The following is a 22,695-nucleotide window of genomic DNA, read 5'->3' as shown; positions in this document are numbered from 1 at the left end:
TTGCAAACATCATGACAATAACGAAGGAGTACTCATATGGAAGCCATCGTTAACACGCTCGTTGGATACATTTGGGGTAATGCTTTAGTGATTTTATCACTTGGCGTTGGTCTCTATTTTACATTAGCTACACGCGGTGTGCAGTTTCGCTATTTGATTAAAATGATCTGTTTACTCAAAGAAAATAAAGCATCAAAAGAGGGGATTTCGTCATTCCAAGCATTTTGTTTAGCCTTATCAGGTCGTGTTGGTGTCGGTAATATTGCTGGTGTTGCAACGGCTATTGCCGCAGGTGGGCCAGGGGCGATATTTTGGATGGTTGTCATGGGGCTCTTAGGGGGTGCGAGTGCGTTTATTGAGTCAACTCTTGCACAAATTTATAAGCAACGCTCTGATGGGCAATATCGCGGCGGTTCACCTTACTATATCGAAAAAGGGTTAAAGCTAACGCCGTTTGCTATTTTTGTTGCGGCAGTAATCTGTCTGTCTTACGGCGTATTAGTTCCGGGTATTCAAGCCAATACGATAGCTGATTCATTCCAAACATCGTTTAATATTCCGCCTGTGGTGACGGGATTAATCGTGACATTACTCATGGCATGGCTAATTTTTGGTGGTGTTAAACGTATTGCTAGCGCAGCGGACAAAATTGTTCCATTAATGGCACTCGCTTATATTGTGATGATGGTGATTATTTTATCTAGCCATTATGACAAAGTGCCCGCTATGTTTAGTTTGATTTTCCGTAGTGCGTTAGGGATGGATGCGGTATTCGGGGGGATCGTTGGGACTGCTGTCTCTTGGGGGGTTCGTCGAGCTGTATTTTCGAATGTCGCTGGAGCAGGGGAAGCCACTTTTAGTTCCGCAGCCGCAGAAGTGAGTCACCCTGCAAAGCAAGGATTGATTCAAGCTTTTTCCATCTACATTGATACGGTGTTAGTGTGCACTGCCTCAGGGCTGATGATTTTGGTCACTAATATGTATAACGTCTTTCCTGATGGGAGCTCGACTGCACTCATTGAACATATACCGGGCGTCGCGGCGGGAACGGCATGGACACAAATGGCGGTTTCAACAGTCTTTGAGTCAACGGGCTCTGGGTTTGTTTCAGTAGCGGTCTTTTTATTCGCTTTTACCACGTTGATGGCTTATTACTATATTGCGGAAACGACGATTGTTTATTTGGATCGCAAACTCAAATACCCTATTTTAAAGCTGCTGCTAAAAATTGTCTTTTTGGTCATTATATTTATCGGCAGTATTCAATCCGTTAGCATGATGTGGAGCTTGGGTGATATTGGTTTTGGCAGTATGAGCTATCTAAACTTAATTGCGATTGTGTTTTTATCTAAGCCAGCTCTTCGTGCGTTACGTGACTATGAGAGACAAGAGAAATTAGGTATCGACCCTGTATTTGACCCCAAAGTAGCCGGTATCGAAAATGCGGAAGTATGGGAAGAAATTAGTCGCGAATATCAATCACATCATCAAGACAATAAGCAGGAAGAAACAGAGAAACGACTTACAACAGAACAGGATAAATACTCAGAGGACAGGCAGTTATAAATAAAATGGCGGTGAGGGAGGGATTCGAACCCTCGATACGTTGCCGTATACACACTTTCCAGGCGTGCTCCTTCAGCCTCTCGGACACCTCACCGTATTTTAAATACCTTGTTGCAGTGCTAGATAATAACTCGTACTGCAACGGGGCGCTACTATAGGGAAAAGTGGGCCTTGCGTCAACTCCCTATTGATGCTTTTTAGCAGTTTGATGGTCTGTTTAGTTAAATAAAAAACAATTTGGTTACTATCTAATCTTTCGACGAGGATCTTTAATAATTATAAACTTCAAGTCTTAATTATTAAATTCGTTATCCGCTTAACAAAACCTCAATCACAGCGCTTATCATTCGTTGCATTCGCTTGAAAATAAAACATTTTCGACACACTCTGTGGTAAACACAAGAGGAGTTGTCATGAATATTCTATTTTATCATCCATTTTTTGATGCCAGTGAGTGGATAGACGGCATGAAAGCAAGACTTCCACAAGCCAATATTCGTCAGTGGGTTAGAGGCGATAAGCAAAGTGCCGATTATGCTATGGTTTGGCTACCTCCTTATGAGTGCCTAGCAGGCCGAAAAGATCTTAAAGGCATATTTGCCCTTGGTGCGGGGGTTGATGCTATTTTAAAACAAGAGCATGAGAACCTTGGCACTTTACCCGCTGGCGTTCCATTAATGCGCTTAGAAGACACAGGTATGGCACAACAGATGGAAGAATACGCAATGGCGAAAGTGCTGTATTACTTCCGTCGCATGGATGAATACCGTCAATTTCAATCACAGCGCCAATGGAAACCTCTTCCTGCCAATCGACACGAAGAGTTTGTGGTGGGAGTCATGGGAGCAGGGGCCTTAGGGCAAGCCGTCGCCAAAAGACTGGTAGAGTTTGGTTTTCATGTGAGAACTTGGAGCCGAAGCGAAAAACAAATTCATAAAGTGAAAAGTTATTATGGGCAGGATCAATTAAGTCGCTTCTTGCAGGGCACTCGGGTAATAATCAATTTACTGCCGAGTACAGCACAAACCGTCGGTATTTTAAATCAAAGCTTATTTAGTCAGTTACAAAAAAATGCCTATATTATTAACTTGGCTCGAGGCTCTCACCTAGTTGAGCAAGATCTGCTGGCAGCACTTGACTCAGGTCAGGTTGCGGGTGCTTCTTTAGATGTATTTGCCAGTGAACCATTACCTCAGATGCACCCTTTTTGGACCCACCCACGTGTGGCGATAACCCCTCATATTGCTGCTATTACTTTACCGAAAGAAGCGATGGATATGATCAGTAGCAATATTCAACGAATTGAAAATGGACAAGAACCTGTTGGTGTTGTTGATATGCAGCGGGGGTATTAAGGTATACTTGAGAGACTTCAAACGGTAGGCGAGTGCGAGAGAACATTTTCCTGCGTTTAGGTGTGCTAGCCATAGAGTGATTGGTATGGCTAGCCGCTGATTCGTTTTTTGTCTCACTACGTCTGGAGTGATATAGAGTATACTTATGATAAGTTATCGCGTAATGCAACACAGGAAACTTAAATGAACGAATTTTCGATCGTTTGTCGTATTCTAGGAACGCTTTTTCAACGTGCTCCTGATGATAGCGTGGTTAAGCCACTACTGGATATGATCGCTCAAGATAAACTGAAAGCATCATGGCCATTAGAGCAGGATGAGTTGTGGGCACGTATGGCCAAATCGGTTGATATGAAAGCTATCGTTGCTGACTATCAAGCTTTATTTACTGGTGAAACACCGGCAGTTTCAGTATTCGCTCATGATTATGATGAAGAAATAGCAGAAGCCGAAATTCGTGAATTTCTTGTTGAAAGAGGAATGACACTCACTGCTGGCCGAGTCGATGCGTTTGGTGCGTTGCTATTGGCGGCATCGTGGTTGGAAGATCAAGCGGCAGAAGATGAAATAGCAGCCCAAATTGAGTTATTTGATAGCTTTATCTTGAGCTGGTATGGGGCATTTTTGGGAAAAATGGAAGCACATGCAACAACCGCGTTTTATCGTACATTAGCTCAAATTGCTCGTGATGCAGTTATTGCACTGCGTGACGAATTAGAATCAGAGTGACGCTGTCACTTTTGCGATTCACTTATTCAGAGGGAGCTCCATCCTATAGGTGAGCCGTTTCTCTTTATGAGGGACTATTCTGACGATAAGTTTTGTGTTTTTGAACCTGTTATAGGTTGCTCATGTGCAACATTAGCGGTGAAGTTCTTTCTAATAAGACGAAATAGCAAAAAGGCAACGTATTATTCGTTGCCTTTTGTGCTGTTTTCAATCGAAAAAATTTATGGATGTCACTCGACTAAAGGAATAATTAACTTCCCAGGTTTAATTTCTAACCCTTTAGCGAGTTTTTTCGCGGTTGCTTCAGCTGCACCATTGTCAGGATTTAACACATAAACGGGTTGTGTTTCAAAAAAAGTTTCCAGTGAACTATTTAAATAAGGGATGACAGCGGCGATAGCGGTATCCATATTTTCTGGGGTCACTTGGTATTGGCTAATATTGAGTTCTTTTAAGTAAATTGACCCTGTTTTTACATCAAAATAGGGACGGGCTGTCAATGTTAATGCAATTTTAGCCTCTGTTTTACCTAATAAAGTGTCTAAGTTGACGGTTGCATCACCTGTTAATGCTACTTTTCCGGGCTCACTACGACCAATTTCTGATTTCAAGTTAGCTAATTGAATATCTGCATCAGCCACACCGGAAATACCGACTTTATGGTTATATTTAACTTTTGTCGCAAGATATTGGTTAAGTGTGTTTTCACTGATAGAAAATTCAGTGATTTGACTACAGCCAGTCAGTATCGTCAAACAGCCAATCATTGCCGCCAAGATAAATTGTTTCATAAACACTCCTTTTACAGTAACCCCATTATCTTATCCTATAATTGGGGTTAGTTGGTCTTCTGTTCTGATTTTTATTGGTGAGCGTTACAATTTATGATTGCTTGAGTCACTTAAACATACGTTGAATTAGCCACTTAGCATGGTGGATTCAATTTTTTTGCGGTTAAACTGTTTATGCAGTGCCCACAGGGTAATAAATCCAATCGTTCCTAATAAGAACCAAGGTAGTTGTGGTACATTCCATTGATGACCGATATCGTACATCCAGCCGCCACCAGTGTAACCAACTGCGCCACCTAAGGCCAATCCCAAGCGACTAAACCCCATATAGCTGCCGCGGGCACGGGGATCAGCCAGTGAAGCACTTAGCGTTTCCCTTGCAGGATCTGCGGTCACCGTGCCTAAATAGAATAAACAAATTAACCCAAAAAGAACCTGTAATGAGCTTGTCATGCCAATCGGGAACATGCTTAAACTCATTAAAAAGAGTCCTGCCATCAAACGTTGCTCGAGTCGAAAATGCTTTTCACTCCAACGAGCGATAGGATAAAGCAACGTTAATGAAATCATCGCTTCAATCGCATACATCCATTTTACTGCGGTTGGGGTACCTGCCAGCTCATTAACAACGATGGGAAACATCAACATCACTTGTACGGATAACATAAAATAACCGGCGAGGGTAACAACATAGGTGACAAAGCGTTTATCTTTAAGAACACGCCCCATGCCTTCTTTGATTGGTGTTCGAACCGTTGAAATACGATAAGCCGGTAATAACCAAGCATTGCAGATTGCGGCAACCACGAAGACGAAGGCACCCGCCCAACAGACATAATGGAAGTCATATTGGAGTAGCCAGCTGCCAATCAGTGCGCCGATCACTGCACCAGCACTATCTTGCATCAAAAGTAGCGAATAAAAACGGCCACGCTCATAGGGACGGGTTAATTTGATAACCAATGCCGTTCTGGGAGGGTCAAATAAGGTGCCACCTAATGCGGATAGTATGCAGGATAGCCACAGCACCCATGGGTCATGAGCGATTGCCATTAATGCAAAACCACAAGCTCTCAGTAACATGCCTATGACAATCATTGGTTTGGCACCAAAACGGTCTGCAATAGCGCCACCAAAAATGCCTAAACCCTGTTGCACAAATTGCCTAAGACCGAGTGCAAAGCCGACAATGACTGCCGCCCAACCTAATTGGTCAACAAAACGGATGGAAATTAATGGAAACACGACAAAAAAACCTAGAACAACCAACATATTGTCTAGGAGTAAAAAATATTTACCCAGACTTCTCGCCTGTGATACCTGCGCCATGACACACCATCGTAAAAAATAACAAAGAAGGAAGGATTCTTAATGTCTCCCATCAATAATATCAGTAGAATAGGCTAGGGAAGATGATATTTTTTTATCGTTAGAACGATGAGTTATTAATGTTTTATTTTTTAGCATTACGCCGTTTCTGGTGATTCAATTTTAAAAGGGTTAACGATGTTTGGTTATCGAACAAATGAGCCAAAAGTACGTCTTGTGACAGAAAGAATGGTTGTACGTTTAGCGTATGAGCGTGATAGCTATCGGTTAGCGGATTATTACAGCGAAAATAAAGAGTTTTTAAAACCATGGGAGCCGACTCGCGATAGCTCACATTTCAATCCATCAAGTTGGAACAATCGTTTACACCTAATGACCGAATTGCATCGTCAGGGTAATGCCTATCATTTTTTATTATTAGATAATCAAGAAAATGAAGTGATCGGTGTTGCTAACTTTAGTAATGTGCTGCGTGGCGCTTTTCATGCATGCTATTTAGGCTACTCGTTAGGTGAAAAATGGCAAGGGAAGGGATTGATGTATGAGGCTCTTGCTCACACTATCCGTTATATGCAAACACATCAAGGCATGCACCGGATTATGGCGAACTATATGCCACATAACCTGCGTAGTGGCAATCTATTAGCACGTCTTGGTTTTGAACGAGAAGGTTATGCAAAACAATATTTGCAAATTGATGGTCAATGGCGTGATCATGTTTTAACAGCACTTACCAATGAAAATTGGAAACAAATAAAACCTTGATTAAGTGTCTTGCTCAATATGCTGAAGAGCTGCTAAACACCAGCCACTGGCTATGCTCGCTGGGTTGTCGCTTTCAGTAGACGAGTAAAATCCGATTTTAACTTTTCAATCATAGTCAGTTATGCTCTGCGCTGATAAACTGGCACGATTGTTTTCTTTTAGTTTGCCTATCATGAATTTATTAAAATCATTAGCAGCGATAAGCTCCATGACGATGATGTCTCGAGTGCTTGGGTTTATCCGTGATGCTATCATTGCTCGAGTATTTGGGGCTGGAGCCGCGGCAGATGCTTTTTTTGTTGCATTCAAACTGCCCAATCTGTTGCGCCGAATTTTTGCCGAGGGCGCATTTTCACAAGCATTTGTGCCAGTATTAGCGGAATATAAGAATCAACAAGGCGATGAAGCAACCCGTACTTTTGTTGCTTATATTTCTGGAATGCTGACATTGGCTTTAGCCATTGTGACTGTCCTTGGGATGATCGCCGCACCATGGATAATCTATGTCACTGCACCCGGTTTTACCACAGATGCCGATAAATTTGCGTTAACCACCGATCTCTTACGTGTTACTTTCCCCTATATTTTCTTGATCTCATTAGCATCACTGGCAGGGGCAATATTGAACACTTGGAACCGCTTCTCGGTCCCCGCGTTTGCCCCGACCCTTCTGAACGTGAGTATGATTTTCTTTGCTGCATTTGCTGCCCCTTATTTTGATCCGCCAGTGATGTCATTGGCTTGGGCGGTTATTGTGGGAGGGGTTTTACAGCTGGTCTATCAGCTCCCTCATTTGAAAAAAATCGGTATGCTTGTCCTCCCGCGGATCTCTTTTCGTGATAGTGGGGTTTGGCGAGTGATGAAAATGATGGGGCCAGCTATTATTGGGGTGTCGGTCAGTCAAATTTCTTTGATTATCAATACGATCTTCGCATCATTCTTGCAGTCAGGTTCCGTATCTTGGATGTATTACGCCGATAGGTTGATGGAATTACCTTCCGGTGTTCTTGGGGTTGCGTTAGGGACTATTTTATTGCCATCACTATCAAAAAGTTTTACGAGTGGCAATCATCAAGAATACCGTCATTTAATGGACTGGGGGCTACGCCTTTGCTTATTGTTAGCCTTACCTTGCGCCATTGGATTAGCTATTTTGTCAGAAGCATTAACCGTGTCCTTATTCCAATATGATAAGTTTACGGCGCATGACTCGTTGATGACACAATATGCATTGATGGCATATTGTGTAGGGCTTACCGGCATGATTTTAGTGAAAATTTTAGCACCGGGTTTTTATTCTCGTCAGGATATTAGAACGCCAGTTAAAATCGCTATTGTTACGTTAATCTTAACGCAATTAATGAATTTAGCCTTTATTGGGCCAATGAAGCATGCAGGTTTAGCGCTGTCAATTGGTTTGGCGGCCTGTTTTAATGCTGGGGTTCTGTATTGGCAGTTACGCAAACAAGAAATTTTCAAACCACTTGCAGGTTGGAAAGTCTTTATTTTTAAACTCATCGTCGCACTTATTGTCATGGCAGCGGTTCTGTTTGGTGTATTGCAGTTTATGCCAGAATGGCAAGACGGGAATATGGCCATGCGCATGTTGCGTTTAATGTTTGTCGTGATTATCGGTGCGGGGAGTTATTTTGCGGCTCTGTTTGCTTTAGGCTTCCGCCCAAGGGATTTTAAAAAGCACAGCATTTAATATTATTTGTTGATTCATATATAAAAAACGCGCTGTTTTGGGCGCGTTTTTTATTATTAAGATACCTATAAAAAACCCATATCCTAGGATATGGGTTGATGGTCAAGCGGTATATTACATGCGTTCGACAGTTTCGATGCCTAATGTATCTAAGCCCGCTTTCAAGGTTTTTTGAGTTAATAGTGCGAGTTTTAAACGGCTTTGACGTTGTGCATCGTTTTCAGCAGTTAAAATAGGGCAGTGCTCGTAGAAACTAGAGAACAGACCTGCTAAATCATACAGATAAGCACACATGACATGAGGCGTACCATCACGTGCTACCATCAATATTGTTTCTTCAAACTGCATGAGACGAGTAGCAAGTGCGAGTTCACGAGGATCTTGTAACGCCATTGGCTGAGTCAGATCAGCTTGTGTGATGTTGGCTTTTTTGAAGATTGAGGCGACACGGGTGTAGGCATATTGCATATATGGCGCGGTATTTCCCTCGAAAGCGAGCATGTTATCCCAATCAAAAATGTAGTCTGTTGTACGGCTTTTTGATAGATCCGCATATTTAACGGCACCAATACCAACAACATTAGCAACATTATTAAGCTCATCTTCGGGCATATCAGGATTTTTAGCACGGATTAGAATTTGCGCGCGTTCGATCGCTTCATCTAATAAATCAGAAAGGCGAACGGTGCCACCAGAACGTGTTTTGAAAGGTTTGCCATCTTTACCTAACATCATCCCGAACATATGGTGTTCAAGTGACATAGACTCAGGAATATAGCCAGCTTTACGAACAATGGTCCAAGCTTGCATCAAGTGTTGATGCTGACGTGAGTCAATATAGTAAAGAGCACGATCTGCATGCAGAACCTCGTGGCGATATTTAGCACAAGCAATATCGGTTGTTGTATATAAAAAACCGCCGTCTTTTTTCTGGATGATGACACCCATTGGTTCGCCTTCCTTGTTTTTAAATTCATCAAGGTAAACGACGGTGGCTCCTTCGCTTTCAACCGCTAAGCCTTTGGCTTTAAGATCCGCAACAATCCCTGGCAACATATCGTTATAGAGACTTTCACCCATCACATCATCTTCAGTCAAAGTAACATTGAGGCGATGATAGGTTTGCTGATTTTGTTGCATGGTGATATCAACCAATTTACGCCACATTTTGCGGCAATACTCATCACCTGATTGCAGTTTCACCACATAACCGCGCGCACGTTCGGCAAAAGCCTCATCTGAGTCATAATGCTGTTTCGCTTCGCGGTAAAACTCTTCGAGATCAGCCAGTGCCATGTCACTGGCATTTTCATTTTGCATCTTTTCAAGATAAGCAATGAGCATACCAAATTGGGTACCCCAGTCACCTACGTGGTTAGCGCGGATCACTTTATGACCTAAAAACTCTAAGGTACGGGCAGCAGCATCACCGATAATCGTTGAACGTAAATGGCCCACGTGCATTTGTTTAGCGACGTTCGGGGCAGAGTAGTCGATAACTATCGTTTCAGATTTCACGGGTGATAAGCCAAGGTGGTCACTGCTCAATGCGTGTTCAGCTTGGGTCGTGATCCAGTTTGGCTCAAGAAAGATATTGATGAAACCCGGCCCAGCAATGTCTATTTTGCTTGCAATACCTTCAAGATCTAAATGGCTGACAACTTGCTCGGCCAGTTGTCGGGGATTGATGCCCATTTTTTTCGCTGCGCCCATGACACCATTTGCTTGATAGTCACCAAATTGGGCTTTTGCTGATTGACGCACAAGTGCATCACTGCCTTCTGGGGCTCCCGCTGCCTGCATTGCAGCACTGATTTTATCTGAAAGAATAGCCTGAATATTCACCGGATTACCTTAAATAACGAACATAGTTAGCGCATTGTGCCATTACACGCGCAGAACTAAAAGAAAGAAGAGAAAATTCGGCAGGTTTTATACCATATTTTTGAGGAGTCGTGCTACAGTCAAGCCGTTTTATTCACTGTCTGCTGATCATTCTTCAATTTGAATGAGGATACCCACGACGAGTGATTTAACACACGAAATATTAATGTATGAAAAAGAGTATGTTGAATGACTGAATTTGTTGAAGTGCTTGAGTTGCATGATTTGTGGAATGCATTACCTGAGTTTGAGCAAAAATTAGCGAAGGTGGCGGCAGAGTTATCTCTTTCACTCACTGATTATCAGATTGACCACATTTCTGTTCGTTGCCATCATATTGAGACAGCACAACGTTGGCAAAAAGGCCTATTAAAATGCGCTCAGCTTTTATCTGAAAATGAAATCAACGGACGTCCTATTTGTTTATTTGAGCTTAATAGACCTTTAGTGATTGCAGCTCAGGAAGTCTCTGTCGTTGAACTCCCTTTTCCAAAAGATAAAAGGTATGCCCAAGAATCATGGGAACATATTGAGCTGGTGATGAACGTCGCGCCTGAACAGTTAGAAAGTGCGGCGCTTGACCTGTTACCTCAACCGCTACCAGAAGGTTATAGCGTGAAAATGAGCCAGCCTAAAGGGCAGAGTGAAAGCTTGCCAAATCCAACATTAGCAGTCACTAATGGGGAGATAACGGTAAAATATCACCCTTACACGCTAAAACAGGTGATAGAAAGCGAAAAATAAGTGATGCAATTAACGTTATGACTAATAATTCGGAAAAAACTGTTCATGGTGTGATATCTATCCGATAACGCTCAGAAATTAATGGCATTATTAGCTAAATGTTAACGAATAACAGGCTCATATTAAGTTGATGAATTAAGTTTTAACGTCAGAGTTTGATTCTATATTTGGAGGTGGTCATGGCAAAGCTGGAGATTTGCTGTTTTGGTATTGAATGCGCTCAAGTCGCCCAAGAATATGGCGCTGATCGCATTGAATTATGTTCTGGTGCAGCTGATGGTGGCCTAACACCGAGTTATGGGTATTTAAAGTTAGCAAACGAAAAACTGCATATTCCCGTTCACCCAATAATTCGCCCTCGCGGCGGTGATTTTTGCTATGACACAAATGAATTTGATGTGATCAGAGATGATTTGATTATGGTAAAAGAAATGGGCTTTCCTGGTGCTGTCATCGGTATCCTTGATACCGAAGGGCGTATTGATATTGATCGTATGCATATATTGATGGAAATAGCACAAGGAATGCATATTACTTTTCACCGTGCCTTTGATATGTGTATTAATCCATTGCTTGCCCTTGAGCAGTTAAAAAACTTAGGTGTGGCTCGGATCCTGACCTCTGGACAACAACAAAATGCAGAGTTAGGTTTACCATTACTGAAAGAGCTAAACGAAAAAAGCCGAGAAATCAATGGCCCAATCATTATGGCTGGCGCTGGGGTACGATTAGCCAATTTAAGTAAGTTTATGGAAATCGGTTTGACGGAAGTGCACAGCTCAGCGGGTAAATCAGTTCCCTCAAGCATGAACTACCGTAAAGTTGGTGTGACGATGGCATCAAACAGTGAAAATGATGAGTTTACACATTACTGTGTTGATGGGCCAACAGTTGAGGCAATGAAAGATTTTATTTCGATTACTGAAAAAATTTCGGCATAGCGGCGACGTTATTCAACAATAGAACGATAAAAAAGAGGGATATTTATCTCTCTTTTTTTGGTCAGTTAATCAATATTAACAATATATCATCGAATGTATTCTTTTCACGATAAATAATATACCAAGCCCATTAGAGATAATATTGCTCTAGAAATAAAGAGTAGGGCGATAATAAGAAGGTATCAACTCGACGACAATAATTTCACTCTTTAAAGGCGTCAATAATATGATTGGTTGTATCGATAAAATAGACGTAATGGCGTATAAGATAACCTTCTTTATGCGATAAATACACTTAAATTGATTGGGCAATTATAAAAAATAATGTGCCCAATTAAATGACGTTTAATTAAGACTTGGCTGGGAAAACGGCATTTGCATATGATACACCATTTTCTAGGATCTCTACGGCTAATAGGAGCAGTTCAGAGACTTTTTCACCATTATCTTCCGTCGTATAATTTCCTAACACAACGAGGTTCTTATCTTTTTCAGCCCCATGAATATATTTTACGACGGAATTTTTTATTGGTTCTAACTCATAGATCTCTTGGTTGAGTATAGAAGCAAAGTAGACATCATCACCTTTTTTATAGGCAACAACAGTGACCAAACGACCTTCAGTGGAGTCCACGACCTTGAGTGTTTCGGGGCTTAATTCATTCTCGTAGATCTCTTTTGCTCTATTAATAAGGTAAGACCTTACACGATTGCCGACGGATGAATCGTCAATATAGCTTTCTATCTGAGCTAACCCATTCATATTATCTAAAAACGCTTTATTTTGCCGATTCTGTGCTTTAACACCTTCATCATAGCTGCCATGCTGACAAACTAAGGCAGGAAAACTCTCTTTGCGAATACGATTACCAACGCGAATAGAGTTGATCTCTATATTGTCACCAATATAAATTTCACTGACAAATGGTTTAAACCCCATCAACTCATTTTGATTGTTCTTTGCATTAAATTCACCACAAACGATAGCTTCATTGGCATTTCGATGAACAACAATATCTTTATATTGTATTGAATCAGGGTCAGGGTAATATGTGGCAATCTCTTTTTTTATTGCGGTATGAATTCTATTTTCTGGAGGAGAGCAAGCGAGTAAAAGAAAAGAGAAAGGAACGATAAAAATAAGGGAAGGCTTCATAAGAATATCCAAATAAGTCTGTAATTAACAATAATTAAATTTTATTTCATATTGATATAAATATTATTATATCGATAAGCTTTGAGGAAATAAAATGTTTATACAGTTTGGTTAATCTATTATGACCTAAGTATTTAAATTAGTATTAATAACGACAGATTTAAAATGATGAATAATCGCTGGGAAAAGAATAAGCGTGGCATTAGCCACCCTTATTCTATGATTTTATGGTTTACGTGCAACAAGGATGGCGCGTAATGGCGCAGGATAGCCTTCAATAGTTTTGGTCGTATCATGAGGATCTAAAAATTCAGCCAGTGAATCTGTTTTCATCCATTCAGTACGACGTTGCTCTTCAACCGTTGTAATCGCTTGGTCAACAATGCGAACATCGACAAAACCGCATTTTTCTAACCACACTTTCAGCATTTTTGCAGAGGGAATAAAGTAAACATTGCGCATTTGTGCGTAGCGGTCGCCCGGTACTAAACACTGAAATTCATCCCCCTCGATAACTAGACTTTCTAGTACCAGTTCGCCTTCATTGACTAATTGGTTTTTCAGTTGCCACAAATGGTCGAGTGGTGAACGGCGATGATAGAGTACTCCCATTGAAAATACGGTATCAAAAGCAGCAAGCGTTGGCAGTTGCTCAATTCCTAATGGTAAGAGGTGAGCGCGCTGATCATCCCCCAATAATTTTCTTATGGCTTCAAACTGGCAAAGAAAGAGTTGCGTTGGATCTATCCCGACAACAAATGAAGCGCCTTCACCTAACATTCGCCACATGTGGTAACCACTGCCGCAACCGACATCAAGGATCATCTTATCCTTTAAAGGGGAAATGTGTGGTAAAACGCGATCCCATTTCCAATCAGAACGCCATTCAGTATCAATGTTAATCCCATAGAGCGAAAAAGGGCCTTTACGCCAAGGTTTTAGTTGCTCAAGAATATTGTTTAGGCGGCGTGTTTCACCCGCGGATAACTCAGGTTCGCGTAGTGCCGTGACACTATTTTTTAAGTCTAGATGGGTTGGTTCCATGATAGGTAAATTATCTAGCATTTTTTCCCAAGACTTAAAGCCGCCATGCAATTGGTTGCTTTTCCACTCGCTAAGTTGTGCTGGTAGCGTATCAAGCCAATGGCTTAAAGGGCCTGTTGCGATTTGCTGATAAAAACGGCCAAAATCGATCATAACTGAGCCTCTTTAAGGGCTAATAACGAGCCAAAATTAAAGCATTGGAACCACACTTCACAGTGAGTAAAACCTGCTTGTTTTAAACGTGATTTATGTGTGTCAACGGAATCTGTTAGCATCACATTTTCTAGCATGCTACGTTTTTGACTAATCTCTAACTCGCTATAGCCATTAGCACGTTTAAAATCATGATGCATATTGAATAATAATTCACCAATTTCGTGGTCTTCAAAATTGAATTTTTCCGATAACACAAGAATGCCACCAGGTTTGAGACCTTGATAGATTTTATTTAATAACTGTTGGCGGTCATTCGGATTAAGAAACTGCAACGTAAAGTTGAGCACCACCATCGAGGCATTTTCAATATGGACATCGCGAATGTCACCTTCAATAACCTCCACAGGCGTTTCTGCCTTATAGGCATCAAGATGGCGACGGCAACGTTCAATCATGGCGGGTGAATTGTCGACAGCGATAATCTGACAATGCTGAGCTGTAATATTACGACGTATAGAGAGTGTTGCAGCGCCTAATGAGCAACCAAGGTCATAAACATGACTATTTTCGGTGACAAAACGGCCTGCTAACATGCCAATCATCGTAATGATGTTTGAATAACCCGGTACGGAACGCTGGATCATATCGGGAAAGACTTCGGCAACTTTTTCATCAAATTGCCAATCACCCAAATTAGCAATTGGGGCGCTAAAGAGGCTGTCTTTGTTATTGGATTCCTGACTTGACATAAGATCTGTATATATAAAACAAAAAGTAGTTGCGGATTGTAGCAGAAAAGGGACGTAACCTGAAAATCAATCGGTCAAAAGTGCAATAAAAGTTTTACGACACTCGTTCACAGTGCCGCATTGATAATAATAACTAAAGATTGAAAGAAAAAATTTGGATCCAAGGTAGGTAGTAAATATTGGCGATAACCATTAACGTCATTGCGATATACGTTGCCGCCATACCTGAACGACGATAAGAGCCGTCATGATTTTTCAAACCATAAGAATGTAGGACTCGTCCTGCAATCAGAATTAGTCCACAAAGGTGGATCATCCAAACTTGTGCACCGTTCATTTCCATAAACAGTAGCAAAATTAAAGCGATAGGAATATATTCAATTGCGTTACCATGAACGCGGATCGCAGTCTGTAACTCATAAAAACCCCCGTCACCATAAGATACACGGTATTGATTTCTGAGCTTTACAACATTTAACGATAGCTTAAGTAGTAACAAAGCGCCCAGTACAGCATACAGAGAGCTGACCATTTATTCACTCCATTGCTTAATCAAATTGACTGACTAACTGATTAAAACTACGCATTATATTAATAGAAACTAGTAAAATTTACTAATAGTAAAACTATTAATCATTAATATTCAAACAAAGTTTACACAAATCCCAAACACGTTCAGGTTGTTATTTAATCAATTAGGTTGTCTTGTTGTAGTTGCGAAACAACCCTTGCGGCTGTGGCGGAACAATGGCCTAAATTTGAGCTATTAAACCAAGCAAGTTCTGCAATTTCCGCGGCAGGCTGAGCGACCCCATCATAATTGGCAAAATAACAACGAATACGCACTTGCGTACCTTCTTGTTTACCATCAGCAGGGCCAATAAACTCCCCATAAAAACGTATTGAGTCCTTCTCTAACGTTAAGGTTAACTCTTCGTTAATTTCACGGCACAAGGCCTGCTCATCACTTTCATCTGGCTCACGTTTTCCACCTGGAATGTAAAACAATTCTTTATTATGGGAACGAACCATGGCAACTTTTCGGTTAGAAAGTGTAATTAAACCTAATTTATCGATAATTTTATGGTTCACGGTGAGCCATTACCTTCTGTTGAATGTTTTTTACTATGCTGTGTATAGGCGCCAGTTGTTTTACGCCATTTAAGGTAACCAATAATATTACCCAAATATAATGAAAACAATGGGGAATGTGTTTGAATGACCATGGGGTGGTTGAGTGATAAAGTCCTCATGGTCGGATTTAAAATACAATAAACTTATTTTTTGGTTTTGTTGATGATTTCAACCAACTCATAACGCAGGCTTGGCGCGTCTGCTGGCGGGTTGGCGACATCAAATTGGTTGACTTTTAAGGTATATTGATAACCCGGTTGGTAGTCAAATCCTTGGATAGTGCCATAGAACAGTTCCCAATCAGCCTGTTGGTTCTGTTTGATTTTCATACATTTCATCGGAGCAACGCCGACACAATCCGCGAGAGTTGAATCGATATAAAAAGTTTTAGTGTTATCAGTAGTTTTCACTGTTTGGCAGCCTACAAGAACAAAAAGGAGTGAAGAAACGAATACACATTTTTTCATCGAATAACCTTATACATACAGTTGAAATTAGTGTAATTATAACAAATAACAGCGGTAATGATTCTGAAATCGATGAATGTGAAATGAAACAGGTAGTTTATTGGTGCGTGGAATCTTTTTATTTATCACATTTTCTTTATGACTGATGCAATATGCCATCATCAAGTCAATGCGTCGTTTGGTTATTAAGTGGCCTAGATTGCGAATATTGATGGTTTTGTCCTTTATTGGCTAGTCAATGAATAGATATTGGCGGGGGCATGGCCTGTCTATTAAGCAATCAAGAGAAAATAAACCCGAGTTGGAATATGTACATCACCGACAGAGTCACTTAAAATTACCCTCAGTCATAAATTCTGTCTCTATCAATGTACAGTACTCGTTACGTTATGTTGGCGACCTTTTAATCGATGCAAATATGATTAAAAACAAAAATATTAGGTATTGCCTCCTAATACGTAACTGTTTGTGCAACAGAATTTCCTGTATAATGTCTGCCTTTTTTGACATTCTGAATGTTCAGCAAAATGCCAAATTTCCGCAGCAAGCAAATGCACAACAAGCTGAGTAAAAAGGATATTGTATGCGTACTAACTATTGTGGGCAGTTAAATATTGCCCATGAAGGCCAAAAAGTCACTCTTTGTGGATGGGTAAACCGCCGTCGTGATTTAGGTGGTTTGATTTTTATCGATATGCGTGACCGTGAAGGGGTCGTTCAAGTCTTTTTCGATCCAGAGCGCAAAGACCTCTTTGAAAAAGCTTCGGAATTGCGTAATGAATTCTGTATACAGATTACAGGGACTGTCCGTGCTCGCCCAGATAACCAAAAAAATAAAGATATGGCGACAGGGGAAATTGAAATCTTTGCTGAAGAGCTTAATGTCTTTAATAAATCAGAGCCATTACCTCTGGATAGTAATCAAACGAATACAGAAGAGCGTCGCTTAAAGTATCGTTACCTTGACCTTCGCCGTCCTGAGATGTCAGAGCGTCTACGCACCCGAGCTAAAATCACCAGTTTTGTCCGCCGTTTTATGGATGAAGAAGGGTTTGTTGATGTTGAAACACCAATGCTCACAAAAGCAACCCCAGAAGGGGCTCGTGACTACTTGGTACCAAGCCGTGTTCATAAAGGCAAGTTTTATGCATTACCGCAGTCACCACAATTGTTTAAACAATTGCTGATGATGTCGGGTTTTGACCGTTATTACCAGATCGTGAAGTGCTTCCGTGACGAAGACTTGCGTGCAGATCGTCAACCTGAATTTACTCAGATCGATGTTGAAACGTCATTTATGACGGCGGAACAAGTGCGTGAAATCATGGAACGCATGATCCGCCAATTATGGCAAGACGTGAAGAATGTTGATTTAGGTGATTTCCCTATAATGACTTTTGCAGAAGCAATGCGTCGTTATGGTTCAGACAAGCCAGACCTGCGTAACCCAATGGAATTGGTTGATGTTGCCGATATCGTTAAAAATGTTGAATTCGCTGTTTTTGCACAGCCCGCGAATGATCCGAAAGGCCGCGTGGTCGCATTAAAAGTACCAGGCGGAGCAGCCATGACACGTAAACAAATTGACGAGTATGGTCAATTTGTCGGTATCTATGGTGCTAAAGGACTTGCCTGGATGAAGGTTAATGAGCGCGCCAAAGGGGCAGAAGGGATTCAAAGCCCAGTCGCTAAATTCTTAAATGAAGAAATCATTAATCAATTGCTTGATATTACGGATGCGGCGGACGGTGATATCCTCTTATTCGGTGCTGGCGCGAAAAATATCGTGACGGATTCAATGGGCGCTTTACGTCTGAAGGTTGGACGCGATTTTGCCATTACAGATTTAAATAGCTGGAAGCCGCTATGGGTTATTGATTTCCCAATGTTTGAAGATGATGGGGAAGGTGGTTTAACGGCAATGCACCATCCATTCACTTCTCCACGTGATTATTCACCAGAAGATCTGGCTAAGAAACCAGAAGATGCGGTTGCTAACGCGTATGATATGGTCATCAATGGCTACGAAGTCGGTGGCGGTTCAGTACGTATCCATCGCAGTGAAATGCAACAAACCGTGTTTAATATTCTGGGTATTAATGAAGAAGAGCAAGCAGAAAAATTTGGCTTCCTGCTAGATGCATTAAAATATGGTACACCACCACATGCAGGTTTAGCATTTGGTCTTGACCGTCTCGTCATGTTGTTAACCGGTACCGATAATATCCGCGATGTTATCGCTTTCCCTAAAACAACGGCAGCGGCATGTTTAATGACGAATGCACCAAGTCACGCCAACCCTGACGCATTGACAGAATTGGCGATTTCAGTCGTTGCAAAAGACGCGGAAGACTAATTCATTCGTTATGAAGGGTTTTAAACGCCCAGAATCGGTATTGGTGATCATTACCGCTGAAAACAGCGGTAATGTTCTGATGCTAAGACGTCAGGATGATCCCGATTTCTGGCAGTCAGTGACCGGCAGTTTGGAAAATAACGAAGATCGCCTTGAAACGGCAATGCGAGAAGTTGTCGAAGAAACTGGGTTTCTTCCTCAGGAAGGGCAGTTTTTCGATTTAGCGCGCGAAGTCACTTTTGAAATCTTTGCGCATTTCAGGCATCGTTATGCTCCTAATGTTACTCACTGTAAAGAGCATTGGTTTAAAATGGTACTCAGTGAAGAACGCGTACCAATTTTGACGGAACATACTGAATTTTGTTGGCTGCCGCCAGAAAAAGCGGCGGAATTAACGAAATCATGGAGTAACCGTCAAGCTATTTTAGAATTTGCTGTTTAATTATTTTATTGACGTTTTTGGAGAGATTTCATGGCAGGTCATAGTAAATGGGCCAACACCAAGCACCGTAAAGCGGCACAAGATGCTAAGCGCGGTAAAATTTTCACTAAAATTATCCGTGAGCTGGTGACAGCTGCACGTTTAGGGGGCGGTGACCCTGCGACTAACCCACGTTTACGTGCCGCTGTGGATAAAGCATTATCCAATAACATGACACGTGATACCCTGAACCGTGCGATTGCGCGTGGTGTAGGGAATGATGAAAATGATAATATGGAAACTATCATTTATGAAGGTTATGGCCCAGGTGGTACAGCCGTGATGGTTGAATGCTTGAGCGATAATCGTAATCGTACCGTTTCCGAAGTTCGTCATGCTTTCACTAAAACTGGCGGTAACTTAGGCACTGATGGTTCAGTTTCTTACTTATTTACTAAACGTGGTGTGATTACTTACGCGCCTGGTGTGGATGAAGATGCACTGATGGAAGCGGCATTGGAAGCTGGCGCGGAAGATGTTGAAACCTACGATGACGGAGCGATCGATGTTTACACAACACCAGAGACCTTTGGTGAAGTGAAGGATGCGCTTGATGCCGCTGGTTTCACAAGTGAAGGTGCAGAAGTTTCCATGATCCCATCAACAAAAGCAGAATTAGATGTCGAAACGGCACCTAAATTACTGCGTCTGATTGATATGCTGGAAGATTCTGACGACGTACAAGAAGTTTATCACAATGGTGACATCTCAGACGAAGTCGCCGCTCAGTTGTAATCAGATGTTACTCGCGTAGAGAAAGAGGCTATACTCGCCACACTTGAAGTGCACGCTTGTTGGCTACAGACATTTTAGGTAGTCACAGAGTGATATAGGCTCCTAGCAACAGGCTTTGGTTGCTGAGCTGCACCAAGATTTATTGAGAGTATATTCCTACTTTCTCTCGCGCCTCTTTTCAATTTCCATTTCTTATCAATTACTTTGCTTATTTATGTATAATAATCGACTCAACTTATGGTTGGGAAGTCGCTATTGTAGCGTCTAAAATATATCGATAAGATGATGTTAAAAGTAATAATGAATATTAATAGGCTTTGATATGGCGATTATTTTAGGTATAGATCCCGGCTCTCGAGTCACGGGCTACGGTGTTATCCGCCAACAAGGCCGACAACTTCTGTATTTGGGGAGTGGTTGCATCCGCACTCAAGTTGATGACTTACCCAGTCGCTTGCAGCGAATTTATGCGGGAGTCTCGGAAATTATCACACAATATCAACCCGATGTATTAGCGATCGAACAAGTTTTCATGGCCAAAAATGCAGACTCGGCATTAAAACTCGGTCAAGCGCGAGGGGTTGCGATTGTCGCGAGTGTTAATCAAAACATTCCTGTATTTGAATATGCAGCACGGCAGGTAAAGCAAACAGTTGTGGGGACGGGGGCTGCTGAAAAAAGCCAAGTACAGCATATGGTTAAATCGATACTTAAACTGTCTGCAAACCCACAAGCGGATGCGGCCGATGCATTAGCCATTGCTATCACCCATTGCCACTTTAACCAGAACCTACTTCGAGTAGGAGATCCCCGCCTAATATTAACGCGCGGTCGATTAAGATAGTGACTGGATATGCATCCAGCCTTTTTTGTGGTATAAACAGCGCTATTAATAAAATAACCTGAGGGCTTCATTGTGATTGGTCGTTTACGTGGCATCGTATTAGAAAAACAACCTCCCATTGTTCTGTTAGAGTTGCAAGGTGTTGGTTATGAAGTTCATATGCCAATGACTTGTTTTTATGAACTACCTGAAATAGGCCAAGAAGCCATTGTTTTTACTCATTTTGTTGTGCGTGAAGATGCTCAATTGCTGTACGGTTTTAATGATAAGCAAGAAAGGGCACTCTTTAAAGAATTGATTAAAGTGAATGGCGTAGGGCCAAAACTTGCTTTAGCAATCTTATCGGGTATGTCAGCACAGCAATTTGTTTCTGCTATAGAGAAAGAAGCTATTTCATCGTTGGTTAAGCTACCGGGCATTGGTAAGAAAACAGCGGAACGCTTAGTTGTTGAAATGAAAGACCGTTTTAAAGGCCTTAATGGTGATTTATTTAACCAACATACGGATATTAAGCTACCAGATGTCAACAGTCATCTACCTAATCGTGCCGATATTGAAGCAGAAGCGACAACCGCGCTGGTGGCATTAGGTTATAAGCCGCAAGAAGCCAGCCGTATGGTCAGTAAAGTCGCCAAACCAGACAGTGATTGTGAGACATTGATCCGTGATGCATTACGTGCAGCACTCTGATTGAGAGAATATAACGATGATTGAAGCTGACCGCCTAATTTCTGCTGAAGTGATCCATGATGAAGAAGAAGCGATTGACCGCGCTATTCGACCAAAATTACTCAATGAGTATATCGGTCAGCCGCAAGTCAAAGAACAAATGGAGATCTTTATTCAAGCGGCTAAGTTACGAGGTGATGCGCTTGATCATCTATTAATTTTTGGTCCGCCGGGTTTGGGGAAAACGACACTTGCCGGTATTGTGGCAAATGAGATGGGCGTAAATTTACGTACCACGTCAGGACCCGTGCTCGAAAAAGCGGGTGACCTAGCCGCAATGCTGACCAATTTAGAGCCTCATGATGTACTCTTTATTGATGAAATCCATCGTTTGTCGCCAGTCGTTGAAGAAATTCTTTATCCCGCCATGGAAGATTACCAACTCGACATTATGATTGGCGAAGGGCCAGCGGCACGCTCAATTAAAATTGACCTACCTCCTTTTACCTTAATTGGCGCAACGACACGGGCTGGGTCATTAACATCACCATTGCGTGATCGCTTTGGTATTGTACAACGTCTTGAATTCTATAACGTTGATGATCTACAGCATATCGTGAAGCGTAGCGCTCAATTTATGGGGTTAGAAATCAGTGAAGAGGGGGCGCGTCAAGTTGCGATGCGTTCACGTGGTACTCCGCGGATAACTAATCGTTTATTGCGTCGTGTGCGTGACTTTGCACAAGTAAAAGGTGATGGCTCAATCAATGAGCTCATTGCGAGTCAAGCGCTCGATATGCTGAATGTGGATGCAGCAGGCTTTGACTACTTGGATAGAAAACTGCTTGTCGCGATTATTGATAAGTTTATGGGAGGGCCGGTCGGTGTTGATAACCTTGCAGCGGCGATAGGTGAAGAGCGTGAAACAATCGAAGATGTTCTAGAACCATTTCTGATCCAACAAGGTTTTATCCAACGAACGCCACGGGGTCGCATGGCAACGGCCCATGCATACTTACACTTTGGTTTAACACCGAAAGACGTGTAAGTTGTACGACATTATCGGCTAAAAAAATCCCTTGTTAAAAACAA

22 protein-coding genes and 1 tRNA gene are annotated in these 22,695 nt (G+C 41.7%); 13 read left to right on the top strand and 10 right to left on the bottom strand.

All coding sequences use genetic code 11. The features are described 5' to 3' along the window. Window positions 1-36: 36 nt before the first annotated feature. Complete coding sequence (locus tag P2E05_RS10875; protein WP_154622279.1) at window positions 37-1,566, top strand: alanine/glycine:cation symporter family protein; 1,530 nt, start codon at window positions 37-39, stop codon at window positions 1,564-1,566. A gap of 6 nt (window positions 1,567-1,572) precedes the next feature. Here P2E05_RS10875 and P2E05_RS10870 read toward each other — a convergent pair. Further along, a tRNA-Ser gene (locus P2E05_RS10870) sits at window positions 1,573-1,660 on the bottom strand. A 319-nt stretch (window positions 1,661-1,979) separates the two neighbouring features. Here P2E05_RS10870 and ghrA point away from each other — a divergent pair. Together ghrA and P2E05_RS10860 are read left to right on the top strand one after the other, a co-directional pair. Further along, complete coding sequence (gene ghrA / locus P2E05_RS10865) at window positions 1,980-2,921, top strand: glyoxylate/hydroxypyruvate reductase GhrA (protein ID WP_272657703.1); 942 nt, start codon at window positions 1,980-1,982, stop codon at window positions 2,919-2,921. Window positions 2,922-3,104: 183 nt separating this feature from the next. Beyond that, window positions 3,105-3,650, top strand: coding sequence for a TorD/DmsD family molecular chaperone (locus P2E05_RS10860; protein WP_154622281.1), 546 nt, complete (start codon window positions 3,105-3,107; stop codon window positions 3,648-3,650). 230 nt (window positions 3,651-3,880) lie between these two features. On the opposite strand, the gene P2E05_RS10855 is transcribed toward P2E05_RS10860, so the two are convergent. Together P2E05_RS10855 and mdtH are read right to left on the bottom strand one after the other, a co-directional pair. After that, window positions 3,881-4,441: a lipoprotein gene (locus tag P2E05_RS10855; RefSeq protein WP_154622282.1), complete on the bottom strand. Its 561-nt coding sequence runs from the start codon at window positions 4,439-4,441 to the stop codon at window positions 3,881-3,883. Between the two features lie 126 nt (window positions 4,442-4,567). Then, entirely contained in the window at window positions 4,568-5,770 is a 1,203-nt protein-coding gene (mdtH, locus tag P2E05_RS10850; protein WP_154622283.1) for a multidrug efflux MFS transporter MdtH, read from the bottom strand. A 177-nt stretch (window positions 5,771-5,947) separates the two neighbouring features. Here mdtH and rimJ point away from each other — a divergent pair, with 177 nt between their 5' ends. Both rimJ and murJ read left to right on the top strand, forming a co-directional pair. Continuing rightward, window positions 5,948-6,535, top strand: coding sequence for a ribosomal protein S5-alanine N-acetyltransferase (rimJ, locus tag P2E05_RS10845; protein ID WP_154622284.1), 588 nt, complete (start codon window positions 5,948-5,950; stop codon window positions 6,533-6,535). Window positions 6,536-6,707: 172 nt separating this feature from the next. After that, window positions 6,708-8,243 (top strand): murein biosynthesis integral membrane protein MurJ, encoded by a 1,536-nt coding sequence (murJ, locus tag P2E05_RS10840; protein ID WP_276122740.1) that lies wholly within the window; start codon window positions 6,708-6,710, stop codon window positions 8,241-8,243. 114 nt (window positions 8,244-8,357) lie between these two features. Here the strand turns inward: murJ and argS are convergent, their stop codons facing one another. Next, window positions 8,358-10,088, bottom strand: coding sequence for an arginine--tRNA ligase (argS, locus tag P2E05_RS10835; protein ID WP_163861885.1), 1,731 nt, complete (start codon window positions 10,086-10,088; stop codon window positions 8,358-8,360). Window positions 10,089-10,316: 228 nt separating this feature from the next. Between argS and P2E05_RS10830 the strand changes: the two genes are divergently transcribed. Both P2E05_RS10830 and cutC read left to right on the top strand, forming a co-directional pair. Beyond that, on the top strand, window positions 10,317-10,871 hold the full coding sequence (locus P2E05_RS10830) for a VOC family protein (protein WP_272657704.1): 555 nt from the start codon (window positions 10,317-10,319) through the stop codon (window positions 10,869-10,871). Between the two features lie 179 nt (window positions 10,872-11,050). After that, the gene (gene cutC / locus P2E05_RS10825; RefSeq protein ID WP_154622287.1) at window positions 11,051-11,812 is read left to right on the top strand and encodes a copper homeostasis protein CutC; all 762 of its coding nucleotides are present in this window, start codon (window positions 11,051-11,053) and stop codon (window positions 11,810-11,812) included. Window positions 11,813-12,161: 349 nt separating this feature from the next. Here cutC and P2E05_RS10820 read toward each other — a convergent pair whose 3' ends face one another. The 6 genes from P2E05_RS10820 to P2E05_RS10795 all read right to left on the bottom strand — a co-directional run bounded on the left by P2E05_RS10820 (window position 12,162) and on the right by P2E05_RS10795 (window position 16,518). Continuing rightward, window positions 12,162-12,968, bottom strand: a complete 807-nt coding sequence (locus P2E05_RS10820; RefSeq protein ID WP_154622288.1) for a hypothetical protein — start codon at window positions 12,966-12,968, stop codon at window positions 12,162-12,164. 225 nt (window positions 12,969-13,193) lie between these two features. Beyond that, window positions 13,194-14,165, bottom strand: coding sequence for a tRNA 5-methoxyuridine(34)/uridine 5-oxyacetic acid(34) synthase CmoB (gene cmoB / locus P2E05_RS10815; RefSeq protein WP_272657705.1), 972 nt, complete (start codon window positions 14,163-14,165; stop codon window positions 13,194-13,196). Continuing rightward, window positions 14,162-14,917 (bottom strand): carboxy-S-adenosyl-L-methionine synthase CmoA, encoded by a 756-nt coding sequence (cmoA, locus tag P2E05_RS10810; protein WP_163861880.1) that lies wholly within the window; start codon window positions 14,915-14,917, stop codon window positions 14,162-14,164. The genes cmoB and cmoA overlap by 4 nt, the downstream gene beginning before the upstream one ends. A gap of 133 nt (window positions 14,918-15,050) precedes the next feature. Further along, on the bottom strand, window positions 15,051-15,449 hold the full coding sequence (locus P2E05_RS10805; RefSeq protein WP_154622884.1) for an MAPEG family protein: 399 nt from the start codon (window positions 15,447-15,449) through the stop codon (window positions 15,051-15,053). A 155-nt stretch (window positions 15,450-15,604) separates the two neighbouring features. Next, window positions 15,605-16,009 (bottom strand): NUDIX hydrolase, encoded by a 405-nt coding sequence (locus tag P2E05_RS10800; RefSeq protein ID WP_163861877.1) that lies wholly within the window; start codon window positions 16,007-16,009, stop codon window positions 15,605-15,607. Window positions 16,010-16,194: 185 nt separating this feature from the next. Further along, on the bottom strand, window positions 16,195-16,518 hold the full coding sequence (locus tag P2E05_RS10795) for a DUF4377 domain-containing protein (RefSeq protein WP_154622885.1): 324 nt from the start codon (window positions 16,516-16,518) through the stop codon (window positions 16,195-16,197). A gap of 583 nt (window positions 16,519-17,101) precedes the next feature. On the opposite strand from P2E05_RS10795, the gene aspS reads away from it, so the two are divergent. The 6 genes from aspS to ruvB all read left to right on the top strand — a co-directional run bounded on the left by aspS (window position 17,102) and on the right by ruvB (window position 22,651). Beyond that, window positions 17,102-18,874 carry an aspartate--tRNA ligase gene (gene aspS, locus P2E05_RS10790; protein ID WP_154622886.1) on the top strand — a complete coding sequence of 591 codons (1,773 nt, stop codon included), beginning with the start codon at window positions 17,102-17,104 and terminating at the stop codon, window positions 18,872-18,874. A gap of 10 nt (window positions 18,875-18,884) precedes the next feature. Continuing rightward, window positions 18,885-19,316 (top strand): dihydroneopterin triphosphate diphosphatase, encoded by a 432-nt coding sequence (nudB, locus tag P2E05_RS10785; RefSeq protein ID WP_208852749.1) that lies wholly within the window; start codon window positions 18,885-18,887, stop codon window positions 19,314-19,316. A gap of 30 nt (window positions 19,317-19,346) precedes the next feature. Further along, window positions 19,347-20,090: a YebC/PmpR family DNA-binding transcriptional regulator gene (locus tag P2E05_RS10780; RefSeq protein ID WP_154622888.1), complete on the top strand. Its 744-nt coding sequence runs from the start codon at window positions 19,347-19,349 to the stop codon at window positions 20,088-20,090. Window positions 20,091-20,412: 322 nt separating this feature from the next. After that, window positions 20,413-20,934 carry a crossover junction endodeoxyribonuclease RuvC gene (gene ruvC, locus P2E05_RS10775; protein WP_154622889.1) on the top strand — a complete coding sequence of 174 codons (522 nt, stop codon included), beginning with the start codon at window positions 20,413-20,415 and terminating at the stop codon, window positions 20,932-20,934. A gap of 72 nt (window positions 20,935-21,006) precedes the next feature. After that, entirely contained in the window at window positions 21,007-21,624 is a 618-nt protein-coding gene (ruvA, locus tag P2E05_RS10770; RefSeq protein WP_163861871.1) for a Holliday junction branch migration protein RuvA, read from the top strand. A gap of 16 nt (window positions 21,625-21,640) precedes the next feature. Further along, entirely contained in the window at window positions 21,641-22,651 is a 1,011-nt protein-coding gene (gene ruvB, locus P2E05_RS10765) for a Holliday junction branch migration DNA helicase RuvB (RefSeq protein WP_154622890.1), read from the top strand. Window positions 22,652-22,695 lie beyond the last annotated feature (44 nt).

This window comes from Providencia stuartii (assembly GCF_029277985.1).
GTDB classification, from domain to species: domain Bacteria; phylum Pseudomonadota; class Gammaproteobacteria; order Enterobacterales; family Enterobacteriaceae; genus Providencia; species Providencia zhejiangensis.
The sequence above is the reverse complement of the archived record's forward strand: the minus strand, read 5'-3'. Positions and strand labels throughout refer to the sequence as shown.